We start from the raw sequence: 16,935 nt of genomic DNA on the forward strand, positions 1-16,935 counted from the left end.
TGCCTGCGGTTCTATAGCCTGCGGTCTACGGTTTGAGCGCCTGACTCTTTTAAGATACAAGGGGCGGGTTCACCAACCATCTATGAAACTGACAGACAATTTCATAAACCCGCCCTGTCCCCGCGATTGTTTATATGAACATTTTATCGATAAATTTTTGGTACGTTTTTATTGTTTGTGGGGGAGGGCGGGTTTATTATATTATTCGTTTTTATCGTGAATTGTTGGCGAACCCGCCCCTACAGATTGGATCCTGTTTAGGACGCATTAAGACTAGAAAAAACCCGGTTTCGGGCTACCCGCGACTCAAAGTGATTTACAAAAATACTTAATAGTTCACACTAATTAATGAATTAGTGTCGCAGTTTAAGCTTAAACTAAGAACATCGCCAAATAAAAGTTTTCACATTCACAAGGGAAGAAATGGGAGAAACCGGCAAACACAAGTTTTTTTCCTAAATTATCATCTTCTCCTTCCCCTTCCCCTTCACTTTGTCTTGGAGGCAAAGATATGAACGAAAATGTCATTGGGGCCACGCGGAACGTTGCAATTGTTGGCCCTTATTTAAGCGGTAAAACCGCACTGCTCGAAAGTTTGCTATCGGTGACAGGGACAATTACCCGCAAAGGAAATGTCAAAGATGGCAACACAATAGGTGATAGTTCGCCGGAAGCGCGCGATCGCCAAATGAGCGTAGAAGTAAACGCCGCCACCGCTGAATATCAAGGCGTCCGCTTCACATTTCTCGACTGTCCGGGTTCGGTAGAATTTGCCCAAGAAACTTACAACGCGCTGATTGGTGTGGATGCGGCGATAATTGTTTGCGAACCCGTTGCCGATCGCACTTTAACCCTCGCACCCCTGTTTAAATTCCTCGACGATTGGGAAATTCCCCACCTAGTTTTCATCAACAAGATCGATCGGGCTTACACAGACGAAACTACTTGTGGCACCAACTTCACCGATGTGATCGACGCGCTCAAATCCGTTTCCAGTAGACCGATCGTACCTCACCAATATCCGATCGGCAAAAACGAACAAATCATCGGTTTTATCGACTTAGTAACCGAACAAGCTTACCACTACCATCCGGGCGCCGCCGCAGATCCCGTCCCGCTTCCAGAACACCTCAAAGCAGAAGAAAGCGCAGCGCGGCAGCAAATGCTCGAAGAATTGGCGAATTTTGACGACCATTTACTCGAAGAATTGCTCGAAGAAATCAATCCCGACGCCGAAGAAATTACCCGCGATTTAAAGATGGAATTAGGCGCAGATTTAATTGTGCCAGTATTCATCGGCATCGCCGAACAAGATTTCGGCGTGCGGCCTCTGCTGGAAGCTTTGCTGAGGGAAGCGCCGACACCGGAAACTACAGCCGATCGCCGCGGCATTATACAAAGTGAAAACAAAGTTCTGGCTCAAATCCTCAAAACCTATTACACACCGCAGGGAGGCAAACTATCGTTAGTGAGAATGTGGCGGGGAACGCTGGCAGACGGAGCAATTTTGAACGGCGTTCGAGTTAACGGTTTGTACCGCTTGACCGGTCAGCAAACGCAAAGTTTGCAGTCTGTCAGCGCGGGGGAAATTGTGGCTTTGGGAAGGCTAGAAGGCTTGAAAACAGGCGATACCCTGGCGCAAGACCGATCGTCCGAATTGCCAAAAGCCGAAATCATCCCGCCTGTCTACGCACTGGCGATCGTCCCAGAAAAGCGCAACGATGAAGTTAAGCTGAGCTCGGCTTTAGCTAAATTGCTAGAAGAAGACCCATCTTTAGTCTGGGAACAGCACGGCGACACTCACGAAATTATACTTTGGGGTCAAGGCGAAATCCACCTGAAAGTAGCCTTAGAAAGGTTGCGCCGCAAGTATAACTTGCCGATGGTAACTCACTTACCGCAAGTGCCCTACAAAGAAACCATCCGCAAACCAGCATCTTCCATCCACGGGCGCTACAAACACCAAAGCGGGGGACACGGACAGTTTGGCGACGTGTACCTCGACATTCAACCGCAGCCACGAGGAGAAGGCTTCAATTTCACCGACAAAATAGTCGGCGGCGTCGTCCCAAAACAGTACATTCCCGGCGTGGAAGTGGGAGTGCGCGAATATTTGGATCGCGGCCCGCTGGGTTTCCCGGTGGTAGACGTAGCGGTGACGCTGACTAACGGTTCCTACCATTCTGTGGACAGTTCCGAACAAGCTTTCAAGCAAGCGGCGCGTTTGGCGATGCAGGAGGGAATGGCCAAGTGCGAACCGGCATTGCTGGAGCCGATCGCCAAAGTTGAAATTTGCGCTCCGAACGAGTGTACATCAAAGGTGTTGCAGTTGGTCAGCGGACACCGCGGCCAAATTCTCGGCTACGAAGGTAAAAAAGGCTGGAAGGGATGGGATGCAGTTTCTGCTTATTTGCCGATCGCAGAAATGCAGAATTTGATCGTAGAATTGCGATCGCAGACCATGGGAGTCGGATTTTTTAATTGGGAGTTCGATCGATTGCAAGAAGTGCCGGAACCTTTAGCTAAGCGGGTTTTGCTAACGACTGGCGGCAATGGGAATGGTAACGGCAAAAGTTAGGTAATTGTCTTAAAAAACCCGGTTTCTTGAATAAACCGGGTTTTTGCACGAGTTGCAATTACAATTCATTGGGGTCGATTCCCATTTCTCGGAGTCTTAATTCTAAAGCTTGTGATCGCGATCGTTCTTGTTCCAGCAAAGTTTGTGCCTCATCGGAGAACTGCTCATCATTGGTCGTAGTGCAAACCTGCTATAGCCAATGTGTGCTGCATCAAAAGGGCGCTTTAAAACCGCTCCGAAAGCTCAGTTTTTTAATCTTTACGGTGTAAACAAGGAGCAAAACTAATGACAATTGAATACATCCGCACAAGAACCGCTGAAACTGTAGAAATAGAGGAGGGTAGTGATTTTTGTAACCTTGACGAAATCAATCAAGCAATTACCTTTTTGGATAATTTGGAAAGACGCTTAAATCAGAACTCTCAACTTTCAAATACATCAGAAGGTCAAAATGCCCTTACTCAAGCGCTTAACGGCGTAGAATCTGCAATTCTGGGTCTGATGATGGTCAATCAAGTTGTTAGCGAAATTACTTACGAAAAGAAAGCAAAAGGAAAAAAAGCAAAAGAAAATTTAGATGATGAAGAGGAGCAATTTTAATGGCACAAGTTCGGGCATTAATGCCATCTAAATTCGTTTCTCTAGCCGATGAACTGCTTGCAAATACTGGAGTTGGCGATTACTCAACATTAATCGGAATCTTGTTAAATCGCTACGGCAACCACGTCATCCGGGTAGATAATATTTGATTTGTCGGGAGATTGCTGTTGTGTAACCATTACTGTTTCCCCAAATTGGCTGCTAATAATATTGTATTGTAAATGATATCAATTCCGTCGTTCGTAGGGGCTGGTTTCACCAGAAATATTGGCAATCATTCAAAGGATAAATAAACCCGCCCCCGCCCCACGGCCAATCTGAATGTACATTTCGATTGTTCGTTGGGTGGGGGCGGGTTTTCGAGATTGTTTTTTCTCAGCGATTCTGGTTTGTGAAACCCGCCACTACGATCGCACAAATTATACGATCGCGAATCAACAACACAGGATATTAGAGAACTCGATAATTCATCCGTGTCTCCGTGTCAAAATCTCTTAGAGTGCCTTCTTCCTTACCCTAAAAAGAAATAATCAAGTAACCGTTTAGGAACTTAGCACCAGTAACAGACTTTCCAGTTAGCGCCGGAGGCAGCAAAATATTGCGCCGCTGATCGCCCGCTTCGATCGTCACTTCCGGCCCGGATTGAATCAATTTAATTTCTTTCTTGTCAAACCCAGGCAAAAACAAACTAACTTGACGCTGTGCAATGTTTATGTTAATCGGTTTAGGAGCTTTTGCCGCCTCCGAAAAATCTGGCAAAGCATCAATTAGCGGCTGCCAATTATTGTCACTGTGCGCCGGAACCGAAACAGCCGTCAAAGGATCAAAATCGCCAGTAATAGCTTCTGTAACCGGTGCTTGATTAACAATGACACCGCCCACAGTCAAACTAACTTGTTGAGAACTTCCCCAAAGATAACGAGCAGTTGCGATCGCACTTGCATCCCCAGTCGTCACCAAAAAAGCCGCCGTGCGGTTCGGATCTGCCAGCGCTTCCTTACCCTTATCCAAAAGATTATCGACTTGCTTAGTAGATTGAAAAGCATTGTCTCCCGACAAATCCACCGTCAACACCGTACTGACAACCGGTTGAATAAAAGGTGAAAGCGCTTTCCCCAAATCCGAATCTACCAAAGCTTGGCGGAACCTGCGGATGTACCAACTCAGAATTTCCGGCATTCCCAGCATCCGCAGCGTATCCATGCCGCCATTGCCGTCATAAACAATTACATCGTATTGTTTGCTGTCCTCGTATTCCCGAAGTTCGTTCAACGCCAGCGCGCTGTCCATTCCCGGCAACACCCCTAATTCTTGACCGTAAATCTGCTTGAAAAAGGGAGTACGGACATATTGAGCTTCTAGTTGTTTAATTTCGTCCCACCTGCGTTCTAGCAGCGGCGCGCTTTGCACCTGAACTGCTTTGAGGTTGGGGGCGATTTCCTGGGGGCTGAGAGTCAGGGGAGTTCCTAGCAGGATGCCCAATGCAGGGCCCGGATCTTGGCCGAGCAGCAGAACTCGCTTGCCTTGAGCCGCGTATTTTTTAGCTGTTGCGATCGCGATCGTACTGCGGCCAGTGCCGCCTTTGCCCAAAAATGTCAAAATCAAAGCCATTTTCTGTTCTCACTGCCAAAGCTTACTCTTTAACATTTAAGCGCAACCTTCAGCGAGAGTGGGGGAGGGGGGAGAGTGGAGGAAGAGGAGAGTCGGCGAGTGGGAGAGTGGGAGAGGGGGAGAGGGGAAGAGGGGGAGAGTGGGAGAGGGGGAGAGTAGGAGACGAAAGGAAACACAGTTAAATTCAATCCGTGTATCCCTGTCCGAATCCGTGTCGTGCCCCTCTTCCTTCTACATCTGTTAAACGGGTTCTAGCTCATCTTCAAAGAACCAAGTCGCAAAACCGTCAAACTTGACAACCACGCCTACTCCGCTACCGTCAACCATTCTGAATCCGTCAACAGTGCCTACTGGATTCTCCTTTATCTTGCCCACCATATTTGCAGGTATCCGATCTCTGAGACGGCGCACCTTAACTCTCTGACCTACTTCTATTGCCACTGAAATTGTTCTCCTGCTCTATATAACCTATATACAACCGTTTATTTTACAGTTTGGCGTCTACTTCGGAACAGCAACACCCGCAGGCGATCGCTCCCTATGATTTTCCATCGAAATTTCCACCAACTTTCCCTAAAAGACGGTATTCTAGTCGGAGTGCGTCGATCGTCTACCCTGATTCGCTTGGGTTTGCTTCATAAGGTTTCACAGCGGCAAGCTCCACTGGCAGAGGCTGTTCACCACTTAGATAATTATTTTTTATTGCTTCGCAAAAAGCATCTTTTCATTAATTGCCACAACTACACAATTTATCCCCAATTAGTCATCCTTCCGGCAGAAGCCAAAAGGCATTCACAGGCAGTAATTAATTTTATGTTTGCTATATAGAAATCTGCGCTCTCTAACGTTGACATCGGCGAAAGTTGATGCTGCAGAACACTTTGAGTCAGCTTGGCACAAAATTCCGAAGGTCAGAGTTTAGGAAACTGCCATGTTGTAACAGTTTACTAAAATATGACCCTAAAAAAAAGTTTTAATGCTAAACTTTCAGGCTGATAAAGTTTATTTTTGCGGCTTTTTTACGGCATAAAAAATGGAACGATTTCCGGATGTATGCCGTCTGATACAGGAAATGAAGTCGAGGAACTTCAATATGAGAAAATTGAAATTATGAATAAAATTTTTACGTGTGGGCGATCGACCAAAATTCCCCTCCTAAGTTTGTCCTTGGCTGTACTGGCGAGTCTGTCGCCCTTTCGTGGGACGATCGCCAGTCCGCTCTCTCGATCCCCCCAACAGCCGTCCAACACTACTAAAATTGTCTCAGTCGATCGACCGCCAGCATTGCCAATAGGCTCAAAATCTCCCAAAAATCCGGCAACAGTGGCAGCGAATCCATCCCCAGCAGAGACGATAAAGGCTCAGGGAACAGCGACGGGGCGATCGCTCGAAATAGAAGAAATTCGCGGTACAGTCAGTTTTAAAGGGCGGCCAGCGGTCGTGGGCGATCGGCTACTTGCCCCCGGAGACGAAATCATCACCGGCCGCAATTCCACAGCCCGTTTAGGCATCGACAATAACGTTGGCACCGTGGAAGTTGGCGAAAAAACCGCAGTCAGAATATCCAATTTGTCAAGCAGTGCAGGTGGCGAAAAAGACACAGCGATTTTTGTCAGCAGGGGGCGAGTCAGGTTGTCGATCGGCAAAACTGCTGCTGCAACTCCCGCAGCCAACACCTCAACAATTATCCCGCCGAACCAAATAGCAGCCCTCAATACCTTCAGCGGACTCGGCAAATCCAGTCAAATTGCCCAAAAAACCCGTTCTGCCAAAACTGCCCCAGTCAGGGTTGAAACCCCAGAAGGTGTTGCCGGAGTTCGCGGCACATCCTTTGGCGTCAGCGTCGGTGGCGGCAAAACCGCAGTCGAAACCATTGAAGGTGCAGTAGTAGTATCGGACAACACCGACTCGGAAGTAGTTGTCAACAGCGGCAACGCCACGACAATTTTCCCTCAAACCTCGCCCGTGGTGCCCTCCGCGAGTCCTCGCCTAGCTCAACTCAAAGTCCGCAGGTTGTTGAGACTCAGCGGCAATATCTATCGCCTCAGCGCTCAAATTAACCCGATCGACACGGTTTATGTCAACAACGAAGAAATTAAGATCGATCGAAATGGTAACTTCAAAATCCAAGGAATTTTACCTCCAAGCCGTCGCCTCAAAATCGTAGTGCGAGGCCCGTCAGTCACAGAAAGGCATTACAGCTTCGCAGTTCGCTAAACAACCTATCGTCGCGAGTAATATACGCGGGCAGTCTCTGAGGACGTGAGTTAGATCCTAAGTCCTTTCTGGGTTGATTATTTTGTGTAGGTGCGAAGCATTTTGCGGTGAATATCGGGAGTCAAAATAAATCAATTTTGCCCCCACCCTTCGCCCTTACGGTATTGTAAAACTTCATGACCGAAAGCATCCAGGATACAAGCCCCCGGATTCATTCCTTCGCAGACTCAGAACCCAGAAATAAAAAACCTGTATCCGATAAAAAAGTCGCCGAATTTATCCGTGGGGTCGCCCCTAAAATCTAACATCTAAAATCTAAAATCTAAAATCGATTGACTCTCACTCCTCTCGAAGTTCGGACTCGAATGTGAATTATTGCGTCAAATTAATTGCATGAAGTTCAAAGAATGGATTGATTATCTAAAACACAATCAACTAATCGGCCTCCGGCAATATATAGCAACAAACCCTCCCTGGATAACAGGGGCAGTAGTAGGTATAATGTCTGTCGCCATGCTGCAATTGGGAATGTGGAAACCCCTTGAATATTTGGGATACAAAACGCTATTTCAAATTCGAGAATCGGGAATTTTGCCAAATCCCGGATGGGATCAGAGAATTGTGGTAATTGCGATCGAACCGAATTCCTTGCAAGAATACGGTCAATTTCCTTGGCCCCGCAACCGCTACGCCCAACTCCTAGAATCGCTGAAAAAATCTCCCCCTACAGCAGTTGGTTTTGACATTCTTTTCCTCGATCCCAGTCCGAAAGATGATATTTTAGCCACTGCAATCGCTGCTAACGGCAAAGTTGTACTCGCCAGCACCATCAAAGAAGAACCCGTAGCATCTTTAAAAGCAGCCGCCGCAGGTGTCGGCCACATCGGCCAAGAAGCTGATAGCGACGGTATTACCCGCGAGTCAAAAATCTTTCTCAACGGGATTCCTAATTTCGGTTTAGCAATGACTCACAGGTACAATGCTGCTAATCCCCAAGATCCAGTATTGCTTCCAAAGTCAAAAAATAAGCAGGCAAAAAAAGTTTGGATTAACTGGCCGGGTAAAACAGAAAATCTATCTACCTATGCTTTTGTTGATGTCGTAGAAGGCAGAATTCCCCCAGATGCTCTGACCAATAAGTTAGTTTTAGTGGGCATAGTTGCTACCGGTTTCGATCCGATATCTTCACCTCTCAACAAGACTACGGCTGGGGTTTATTTATATGCAGCATTGGTTGACAATTTGCTCAATCAACGCTTGCTACGGCGGCTGCCGGTACTGCTAGAAATTTTGTTATTGTTGGGGATTGGCCCGCTTACCGCTTTGGTTCTGGGCAACCGAGGTGTTAAAGAGAGAATTGCGATCGCTCTCGGTTTGCCTATAATTTGGATTGGGGCTGCAGCTTTGTTATTTGGCTTCTTTTTTTGGTGGGTGCCGATTGCCGCGCCTATCGGCACCCTCATTTTATCTGGCACTGCTTTGCAACTGCGGGAACAGTACGAAAAGCAGCAGTTGATGAGGTTATTTGAAAAGCACGTCGATCCAGAGACTGCTCAGCTTATTTGGCAACGCAAAGCTGAGATATTTGAACAGGGAGAACTGGAACCTCAAGAACTTACAGCAACGGTGCTGTTTATGGATATTCGTAGTTTTACTTCGATTTCCGAAAAAATGCGACCGCGAGATTTACTCACCTGGTTGAACAATTATTTGGAAGCGATGACTGACTGTATTATGGATCACGGTGGCGTTGTAGATAAATACATCGGTGATGCAATTATGGCAGTTTTTGGAGTGCCTTTTTGTCATACCGAATATGCAGAAATTCAACAAGATGCTTTGAATGCAGTTGCGGCTTGTATTGCGATGCACGAACGGCTGCACCAACTTAATCAGCAGCTTAGAAGTGAACACAAACCTTTAATTAAGTTTGGCATCGGTTTGCATACCGGGCAGTTAGTTGCTGGCAGCGTGGGCGGTTCCCGGCGTTTGAATTATTCTGTGATCGGCGATGCTGTCAACGTTGCTGCTAGATTGGAGGCGATGAATAAGGAAATTGTTTCTGACAGTCCTTTTAATTTGTTGGTGACGGCGAGGACTTTTTCTTACGTGCGCGATCGCTACGAAGGCCAAAAAGTTGGATCTATTCAATTGCGCGGCAAAAAAGAAGAGACTGTGGTTTATGCTATTTTGGGCGAAAAGCATTAGTTATCGGGCATGGGGCATGGGGCATGGGGCATTAGTTGTGATATTATGTCTTGTTAATTAGGCCCAATTACTTCATACTGGGGAATTAAAATATTGGTTGTAGGGGCGGGTTTTTCGAGAATATACGCCTCAAACAAATAATCTCAAAAACCCGCCGTCGCCCCACGGTAAATCGAAATATACATTTTTTCAGGCGATCGCCCGTGTTGGTTGATGTAGATTATTAGCGGTGTGGGGGCGGGTTTATAAAGCTGGTTTTTACTGATTAGATATTGTCGTAAAACCCGACCCTACGGAATTATATTGTTTCCAAATGACCAATGACCAATGACCAATGACCAATTCCCAATTCCCAATCTAATCAAATACGCTGAGCCGCAAAGTTTTAGCTATTTTTTCTAACAGAAATAAGCCACCGATAGAATTTCCGTCTTTATCCAGGGGCGGACTGTAAAAGCCGATCGCACCTTGACCCGGAATTACCGACAGCATTGCCCCGCTAACTCCCGACTTGGTCGGCAACCCCACCCGCAGCGCAAAGCGGGCGGATGCTTCGTACAAACCGCAAGTTGCCATCAGTGCTTTGACTGTACGGCTGTTTTCGCCGATTTGTCGATCGCCACTATTTACCAAAACCATTCCCAGCTTAGCTAAATCCTCCACAGTTCCCGAAAAACAGCAGACGCGATTGTAGGTTTCTAAAGCAATTTCTGCATTTTGCATACAACCCGATTCTACCATTTTCAAGGCGAGATTCCAATTATTTTGATTCGGATTTGTCTTCACTGAATCGAGCATTAACTCGTCAACAAATAACTGACTGTTTGCCTGTTGATTCAGCCAATCGAGCAAGTTTTGACAGCGCGACACAGCATTTTCACCGGGAATCAAAGACGCTAGGGCGATCGCCCCGCTATTAATCATCGGGTTTCTCGGCTTCCCTTGGTCTATTTCGAGTTGAGCTAGGGAATTGAAAGGCAGTTGCGAAGGCTCGCAGCCAACGCAGTCAAATACCCTTTTTTCGCCCAATTCGCACAGCAAATAAAGCAGCACAAAAGGCTTGACTACACTCATCAGCGGGAATGTTTGAGGAATACTACCCCAGCTCAAAAATTGACCGTCAATTGCCCGAATTTGCACTGCAAACCCTTGTCTGTCAGCTTGCGCTAGGAGAGGTATGTACCCAGGGATTTGACCAGACTTACTGCGATTAATTGCCTCTTTTGCCCAAGCTTCCAGTTGTTCCGGTTGCAAGGAAGATAGTTGGCTGCTGGAGATTTTCACTCTCGATTATTTCTATCACTTTAAATTTTAGATTGGCATTCCTGGCGCAATAGTGAGCCAGAAACCCCGTTTATTAACCGAATTGCGTCACTTGGGCCCGCTGCGGAAAGAAACTGGGTTTCTTCGGGGAGATAAACCAAGCTCGAACTTCAGGCTATTGACGTTTCGGCCCTCCGGTAGCAAATAAATTTTTCATAAAAAACCTGTACTTTGCATAAAAATCTCCCCTTCACCCCGATATATAAGTAGCAGCTTCAAGGCAACGCTGCTAGCCAAAACAAACAAGCACTAGCTGGAAATGCCTTCAGATTCTTATATTTAAGCCCCAGCAAGGGGCGGGGTGCATATTTAACTTAATTCTTTCAGAGTTCGCGAAATCCTGTCCGGAAAACCCCCGAACCTTTAAGAATGTACTATCCAACCGGATTCACCAAAACCAGGATAAAAAAATGCCAGATGAAGCGAAAGCAGAAGCACCAAAGCCCGCTCCCATGATTTTTAAGGGTGTGTGCAACGACGGGGTTCTCAAAGGCAAAGAAATTGAAGGCAAACTAGATATCAAAGTCAACGTTGAATCAGTCACAAACCCACCAGCAAAGCCCACGAAATCCCCGTGGGAGCCAGTTATCTTTTGGGTATTGTTTGCATTTATGGCAAACTTGATTGTCGGCGACCCCGCCGGAATGAGAAAAAAATACAGCTCCCCACAAAGGTCTCATTCTCATCAGATTTTAAACCAATCTGGGGAGCAGTCGCTGTTGGCTAAGAAAAACACCAGCAACTTGCCACTTTAGGCCCTGGGAGCCTGCCAGCCGCGCAAATAGTAATAGAAAGACCCGAAATATTCATCGAATACTCGCGTCGTAGTTACCAAAGCTTCTGCACTAGGCAAAAAATCTCCCGCGTCTAAGCGGAGTCTACTGGATTTCCCTCCTGATGTGGGTTGAAAAGTGTAGAAGTCGGTAGCCCTAGGAATCACCTGGATTCCCATATTGGCAAAAGCGAGGCTGGCACGGCGCATCTGAATCGCAGATGTTACCAGGATGACTTTGCGCGGGGCGCCACGGCTGTCGAGTATCTTTCTCACCTCTTGGGCGCTGGTGCGTATGTTGCTGCCGTTATCGTCGAGAACGATACTGCTGCGCGGCACGCCCATGTTGTTTGCCAGCAAAGTCTCGATATCCTTCGCTTCGCCAACATAACCCTCCAATTCTGGTCTAGGGCCAGCGGTAACGATGACCATCGGTGCCACTTTTTGGCGGTACAAAACGGCAGCATAGGGCAGGCGATTGCCTGTATCTGTCAGTTGAATCGCTACTCGGTTGGGGATGTGGGGCTGAGTGGTTCCCTTGCCCAGGAGAACTATCGCCGCAGCAGTTTCATCGCAGCAAGCTGTGCGGACGGCGGCAGCGGCGTCCCGTTCTGCTTGTTCGGCGAACCAGTAAGCGACAACTGGCATACTCGAAAGGATCAAAACTAGCAGCGCTGCCAGGATCATTCTCGGCGCCGGGTTGCGGATGCCTCCATTCGTGATCAGCGCCGATGCAATCACCAGCAGAGTGATGGAAAAACCCAGCGGCTTAAAGAAGAAGGCTATTAGGCCGAAAATCGCTGCTCCGACCGGGGTGTCTGGCGCAAAAAAAGCTAGGATCAAAAGGCTGATCAGTAGCAAAACGCGCAGCCGGTCTAATAACGGATTGTCTTTGCCCCCTGATTGATCCCACCACGATTTGATCAATGAGAACAGGAGGAATAGAAATAGAATGCGAGCTAATAGTTCTGGCATCTTGCAATATTCTGTGTCTTCATAAATTAGTACAGAAGTTTTGGAAACGAGCGCGAATTTAGCTGCGGGAGGAAATACGGGCATCGGTGGGTTTTTAACTTTCGCGAATAACGCAGTCCGATCGCATTTATCCTAATGCTCGCTTCCTGTCAGCTATCAACCATTGGTTGCAGGGTGAAACCCGCTACTTCCAGTCACAGATTGCTGACAGTTAATTGGTAATTGATAACTGGTAATAGTTGATTGGTAATTGGTAATGGAGCGAGCACGCCGCAGGTGGAATTGACAATTCAACCCTGCTTTGTTCTGCCTATTTTTTTCCCCATTACCTGTTACCGATTCACCAATCCCAATTTATCGGCGCTTCAGTTGATTCCGAATTGCCTGCGTTACCGTTTGAATTACTTTAACACGAGCATAATACTTGTTATTGGCCGCAATTAGCGTCCAGGGAGCAAGCGGCGTGCTGGTGCGCTGAATCATTTGATTCACCGCCACTTCATAATAATTCCACTTTTGGCGATTCCGCCAATCTTCCTCGGTGAGTTTGTATTGTTTAAATGGATTGTTTTGTCGCTCTGTAAACCGCTTTAGTTGCTCGTCAGGACTGATGTGCAGCCAGAATTTAACTAAGACACAACCGAAACTGGTGAGTTGCTCCTCAAATTCGTTAATTTCCTGATAAGCTCGGCGCCACTCGGGTTCGGTGGCAAATCCTTCGACTCGCTCGACCAGCACTCTACCATACCAACTGCGATCGCAAATGCTGATTTTACCAGCCGTTGGCAGCCGCTGCCAGAACCGCCAGAGGTAGTGATGCGCTTTTTCTTCATCTGTCGGCGCCGCAAAGGCATTAACTATGTAACTGCGGGGGTCTAATATGTCGGTCAAGCGTTTGATTGCTCCTCCTTTACCGGCGGCGTCCCAACCTTCAAACAGCACTAATACGGGGATTTCCTCTTCGTAGATGCTTTGTTGCAGTTTCCCAAAACGGGTTTGTTCCTCGCGAAGTTGCTGTTTGTATTCGTCGGGCGACAGCGATTGAGTTAAATCTACTTGGGCCAGCAAGTCGGGTTCGGTGGGTTGCAAGCTTTCTTGAGGCGGCAATTCTACGGGTGCAGATTGCGTCGGCAGTCTGTCCAATGCTTCTGTAATTGTCGCTGCCATTTGCGTTAAAACTTTGACTCTCGCCCACCGTTCACAATCGCCTTCTACTAGCGTCCAAGGTGCGCGGCCCGTGCCGGTTTGGGCTATCATTTCTTCTGCCAAATTTGTGTATTCTTGGTATTTTTTGGCTTGTTTCCAATCTTCGGGCCGCACTCGCCAAGCTTGTAAGGTGTCGTCTTCTAGTTTTTTGAGCCGATGCTTGAGTTCTTTTTTGCTCAAGTGAATCCAAAATTTGGCAATTGCTGCGCCGTCATCAACCATCTGCCGCTCGAAGGCGTTGATTTGCCGGATAACTGTCGGTACTTCTGCGTCGGAGACTCGATCGAACAATCGGTCTTCTAAAATGTGAGTGTACCAACTGTGGTAGAAAAAACTAATTTTGCCACGGGCAGGAAGTTTCTGCCAAAACCGCCACAGGAAAGGATAGCCCATTTCTGCATCTGACGGCGGCCAAATCGGGTGGACGGCAAACCCCCGCGGGTCCATGTACCCCACCATTTTTTTGACCAGCGCGCCTTTACCGGCGGCGGCCCAGCCTTCGAGGACGATGATTGCAGGCAATTTTTTTTCCCTGCAGGCCAGTTGGAGCGATCGCAACTGTTGCATTAAAATTTCTATCTTGGCATCATAGGTTTCTTTATCCAGGGAAATATCTAAATCGAGGTGGTCGAGCATATTTACCTCATATTAATCTGTAAAAAACAGTTTAACGTTAGTTTAACGTTTGGATAAAATTAAATCCTAAAACCGGGAAAAAACGTTATAAAAACTAAAGTTACGGCCGGTTAAAAGCGCGGTGCTTCGGCAGAATCCAAGCTCTCGTTAATAGTAACAGAAATCCTATTACATTAAACTTGCAAAAAAGAAACGTAGCGGTTATAGTTGAAATAGGCAACTTTTTAATAGGTTCAACTTCTACCCTCCCCCAAGCGGGCGAGTTAACAAGAGGAGCAACAAATCCCTGAAACAGGATTTATTGTAAGACAGAGCAAAAGTAAAAACCAACTACCCAGTGGGGGTGACAACTTCTTTACTTAGCTTCATCCAATTTATTTAAACAACAGTTAGTCAAGCACCAGCTTTGATAACTTTGAGGAGGCTGCTTGCGAACATTGGGCGCTCCTCCAGTCTGAGACTCACATACAAAACTAGCCCAAAAAGGCAAACCAATTTTTATGATTGCGCTATGAGATAAAACCTGAAAGCCTGGGTGATATAAACAGGTTTCTGAGTTTTATCGACACCATTCTCAAATACTAAAAACAGTTTAGGTGCGGGCTCGCGTGCCCGCCCCACAAGAGTATTTATTTCTTGTGGAACAGGCCGGAAAGCCTGTTACTGACATTTGTGCAAAATGTCTGAATTACTGTACTTGTTTGCCCATACCAATTAAGAGGAACAGTCCGAAATTACGGATTGCAAGTTTTCTATGAATATCTTGACAACGCGCTTCTACAAGGGCGAAACTGACTGGTGCGCGATCGCAAATTTAATCGATGCTTGCGAAGCAGTCGATCGACTCGGCGAAGAAGTCTCAGCAACTGAACTCAAGCTAATACTTGATGCACCCAAACTCGACCAAGCCCGCGACGTGCAGTTGTGGGAAGATGGTAATTACAAACTAATCGGTTTAGCACTCCTAGATATGCCAGATTCGCCAGAGAAAATAGACGCTTGTCTCTGGTTTTACGTGCATCCAAACCTGCGCGGCGAAGGTTTAGAAAAAGACATAATTAAGTGGGGCGAAAAGCGGCTGGGCGAAGTAGGAAAAGAACGGAATTTGCCCGCGAAATTGCGTACCTACAGCCGGGAGGATAAAACAGATGAAATGCGGCTGTTACGAAAACAGGGCTTTGAGGTCGATCGCTATTTTTGGACAATGACCCGATCCCTCGCTGAACCCATACCCACACCGGAATTTCCCGCAGATTTTGCCCTAACACACGTATCAGGAGAAGCAGACATCCAACCTTGGGTAGAGATGTTCAACCAGTCATTTATCGATCACTGGAATCACCACGATTTAACTGCCGAAACCGTGCGTTATTGGATGCAAGACGCCAATTATCAGCCAGAATTAGACTTAATTGCTGTTTCGGGCGATCGCAAATTTGCAGCTTTCTGCGACTGTCAAATCAAACCCCAAAAAAACGCCCGCAGCGGCACAAAAGACGGTTGGATTGAATTGTTGGGTACGCGGCGCGACTTTCGGAAAATGGGTTTAGGAAAAGCGATGCTGCTGGCGGGTTTGCACTCCTTAAAAGCGGCGGGTGCAAATACTGCTAAACTCAGCGTCGATGCTGACAGTTTGACGGGGGCCACAAAGCTTTACAAATCAGTGGGTTTTCGCCCGATGGAAACTTGGATCGAGTGGGCTAAGACAGCGTAAATTCGTTAGGGTGGTCAGAAACCGGGTTTTTGCGAAAATACTGCGTTACAGCCTGCAAATTCGGTTAAAAACCCGGTTTCTTTGGTTTTGATGCGAGATCTCTTTTTTACTCAAGGGGATCTCGCACTTTCCTTCCTTTCCTAAATCAACCGGAAATTAGCGGATGTAATCGCATTGGCACTCACTCCAATCATCACACCTAACTCCTCTCCTGTCAAGACATTTTTGATGAGAGTTCCCTGAGTATTTTGAGTGATTGCTAACTGACCAAAACTCAAACCTCCGCTTAATCCAATCAAGTCTTGACCGATGGTAAAATCAGCGATAATATCAAATCATTGACCAGCTTTTAAGGCAAAGATATCGTTGCCGCTACCGCCAATCAAACTATCATTCCCCAAGTCTCCGTAAAGAATATCAGAGCCTTTCCCACCCATGAGAGTATCGTTATCTAGCCCTCCGTAAAGAGTATCATTTCCTTCGCACCCTCCCAGGATATCTGCTGCTTCGTTACCACTGATGAAATCATTACTTTCACCGCCACAGATAGTATCCGATCCCTGGTTTCCAAACAGGTAATCATCTCCCTGACTACCAAGCACTATGTCATTCCCTTCATTGCGTCGTACAGTTTCCATATTGCTGAACCTAATTCGAGCAATTACAAGCAGAAACCAGAGAATTAAGGTCAGAAAATCAAAGATTAAAAGACGAAAACAATCGCCTGAAAGGAGAACAAGGCAAACCAGAGGTCAAAGCTAATGGAGCGAAAAAGTTAAAAGAGAACTACTCATCCGAAAAAGAGCGAAAAGCACCAAAAAAGCACATTAAAAGTAGTAAAAATCTCTGGTCAAAGTTGACCTAGAAAAAATCCTGGAGTATCCTGAAGCAGAACTACCATTCGATTCAGAATTTAAGGGTTATGAAGAGGTAATAGTTCAAGACATTTTACTGAAAACAGATAACGTGTTATTTCGGAAAGAGAAGTATTACTAACATTTAGAAAAGAAAACATACTTAGGGCTTGCTGAATAAGTTAGGAAAAATCGCGTAGGCGTAGCCAGCCGTAGGCATCGCACTTGATGGGCAATTCAA

The 16,935-nt window shown here is 46.7% G+C and carries 15 protein-coding genes; 8 read left to right on the forward strand and 7 right to left on the reverse strand.

Features of this window, described 5'->3' with window-relative positions; genetic code table 11:
• The first annotated feature begins 511 nt into the window (after positions 1-511).
• The 3 genes from QUA36_RS28855 (at position 512) to QUA36_RS28865 (ending at position 3,327) form a co-directional block, all read left to right on the forward strand.
• The gene (locus tag QUA36_RS28855; RefSeq protein ID WP_333459890.1) at positions 512-2,578 is read left to right on the forward strand and encodes an elongation factor G; all 2,067 of its coding nucleotides are present in this window, start codon (positions 512-514) and stop codon (positions 2,576-2,578) included.
• Between the two features lie 285 nt (positions 2,579-2,863).
• Positions 2,864-3,178: a hypothetical protein gene (locus QUA36_RS28860; RefSeq protein ID WP_333459891.1), complete on the forward strand. Its 315-nt coding sequence runs from the start codon at positions 2,864-2,866 to the stop codon at positions 3,176-3,178.
• On the forward strand, positions 3,178-3,327 hold the full coding sequence (locus QUA36_RS28865; RefSeq protein ID WP_333159463.1) for a hypothetical protein: 150 nt from the start codon (positions 3,178-3,180) through the stop codon (positions 3,325-3,327). The genes QUA36_RS28860 and QUA36_RS28865 overlap by 1 nt, the downstream gene beginning before the upstream one ends.
• A gap of 367 nt (positions 3,328-3,694) precedes the next feature.
• Here the strand turns inward: QUA36_RS28865 and QUA36_RS28870 are convergent, their stop codons facing one another.
• Positions 3,695-4,789 carry a Get3/ArsA fold putative tail anchor-mediating ATPase NosAFP gene (locus tag QUA36_RS28870; protein WP_333459892.1) on the reverse strand — a complete coding sequence of 365 codons (1,095 nt, stop codon included), beginning with the start codon at positions 4,787-4,789 and terminating at the stop codon, positions 3,695-3,697.
• Positions 4,790-5,029: 240 nt separating this feature from the next.
• A complete protein-coding gene (gene petP / locus QUA36_RS28875) occupies positions 5,030-5,230 on the reverse strand; it encodes a cytochrome b6f subunit PetP (RefSeq protein ID WP_333054278.1) in 201 nt (66 codons plus the stop codon).
• Positions 5,231-5,329: 99 nt separating this feature from the next.
• Here petP and QUA36_RS28880 point away from each other — a divergent pair, with 99 nt between their 5' ends.
• The 3 genes from QUA36_RS28880 to QUA36_RS28890 all read left to right on the forward strand — a co-directional run bounded on the left by QUA36_RS28880 (position 5,330) and on the right by QUA36_RS28890 (position 9,214).
• A complete protein-coding gene (locus tag QUA36_RS28880) occupies positions 5,330-5,617 on the forward strand; it encodes a hypothetical protein (protein ID WP_333451393.1) in 288 nt (95 codons plus the stop codon).
• A 282-nt stretch (positions 5,618-5,899) separates the two neighbouring features.
• Positions 5,900-7,006 carry a FecR domain-containing protein gene (locus QUA36_RS28885; RefSeq protein WP_333159457.1) on the forward strand — a complete coding sequence of 369 codons (1,107 nt, stop codon included), beginning with the start codon at positions 5,900-5,902 and terminating at the stop codon, positions 7,004-7,006.
• Between the two features lie 393 nt (positions 7,007-7,399).
• Positions 7,400-9,214, forward strand: coding sequence for an adenylate/guanylate cyclase domain-containing protein (locus QUA36_RS28890; protein ID WP_333159455.1), 1,815 nt, complete (start codon positions 7,400-7,402; stop codon positions 9,212-9,214).
• Between the two features lie 357 nt (positions 9,215-9,571).
• On the opposite strand, the gene glsA is transcribed toward QUA36_RS28890, so the two are convergent.
• Positions 9,572-10,498: a glutaminase A gene (glsA, locus tag QUA36_RS28895; protein WP_333459893.1), complete on the reverse strand. Its 927-nt coding sequence runs from the start codon at positions 10,496-10,498 to the stop codon at positions 9,572-9,574.
• 449 nt (positions 10,499-10,947) lie between these two features.
• On the opposite strand from glsA, the gene QUA36_RS28900 reads away from it, so the two are divergent.
• Positions 10,948-11,292, forward strand: coding sequence for a hypothetical protein (locus tag QUA36_RS28900; RefSeq protein WP_333459894.1), 345 nt, complete (start codon positions 10,948-10,950; stop codon positions 11,290-11,292).
• Here QUA36_RS28900 and QUA36_RS28905 read toward each other — a convergent pair.
• Entirely contained in the window at positions 11,289-12,368 is a 1,080-nt protein-coding gene (locus tag QUA36_RS28905; protein WP_333159449.1) for a YdcF family protein, read from the reverse strand. The genes QUA36_RS28900 and QUA36_RS28905 overlap by 4 nt on opposite strands.
• A gap of 270 nt (positions 12,369-12,638) precedes the next feature.
• Entirely contained in the window at positions 12,639-14,126 is a 1,488-nt protein-coding gene (gene pap, locus QUA36_RS28910) for a polyphosphate:AMP phosphotransferase (RefSeq protein ID WP_333459895.1), read from the reverse strand.
• A 754-nt stretch (positions 14,127-14,880) separates the two neighbouring features.
• Here pap and QUA36_RS28915 point away from each other — a divergent pair.
• Complete coding sequence (locus tag QUA36_RS28915) at positions 14,881-15,840, forward strand: GNAT family N-acetyltransferase (protein ID WP_333459896.1); 960 nt, start codon at positions 14,881-14,883, stop codon at positions 15,838-15,840.
• Positions 15,841-15,980: 140 nt separating this feature from the next.
• Here QUA36_RS28915 and QUA36_RS28920 read toward each other — a convergent pair whose 3' ends face one another.
• Positions 15,981-16,139 (reverse strand): hypothetical protein, encoded by a 159-nt coding sequence (locus QUA36_RS28920; protein ID WP_333159442.1) that lies wholly within the window; start codon positions 16,137-16,139, stop codon positions 15,981-15,983.
• 36 nt (positions 16,140-16,175) lie between these two features.
• Positions 16,176-16,478, reverse strand: a complete 303-nt coding sequence (locus QUA36_RS28925) for a calcium-binding protein (RefSeq protein WP_333159440.1) — start codon at positions 16,476-16,478, stop codon at positions 16,176-16,178.
• Between the last annotated feature and the right edge of the window lie 457 nt (positions 16,479-16,935).

It is taken from the genome of Microcoleus sp. Pol10D4, from assembly GCF_036701555.1.
In the GTDB taxonomy this organism is placed as follows: Bacteria; Cyanobacteriota; Cyanobacteriia; order Cyanobacteriales; family Microcoleaceae; genus Microcoleus.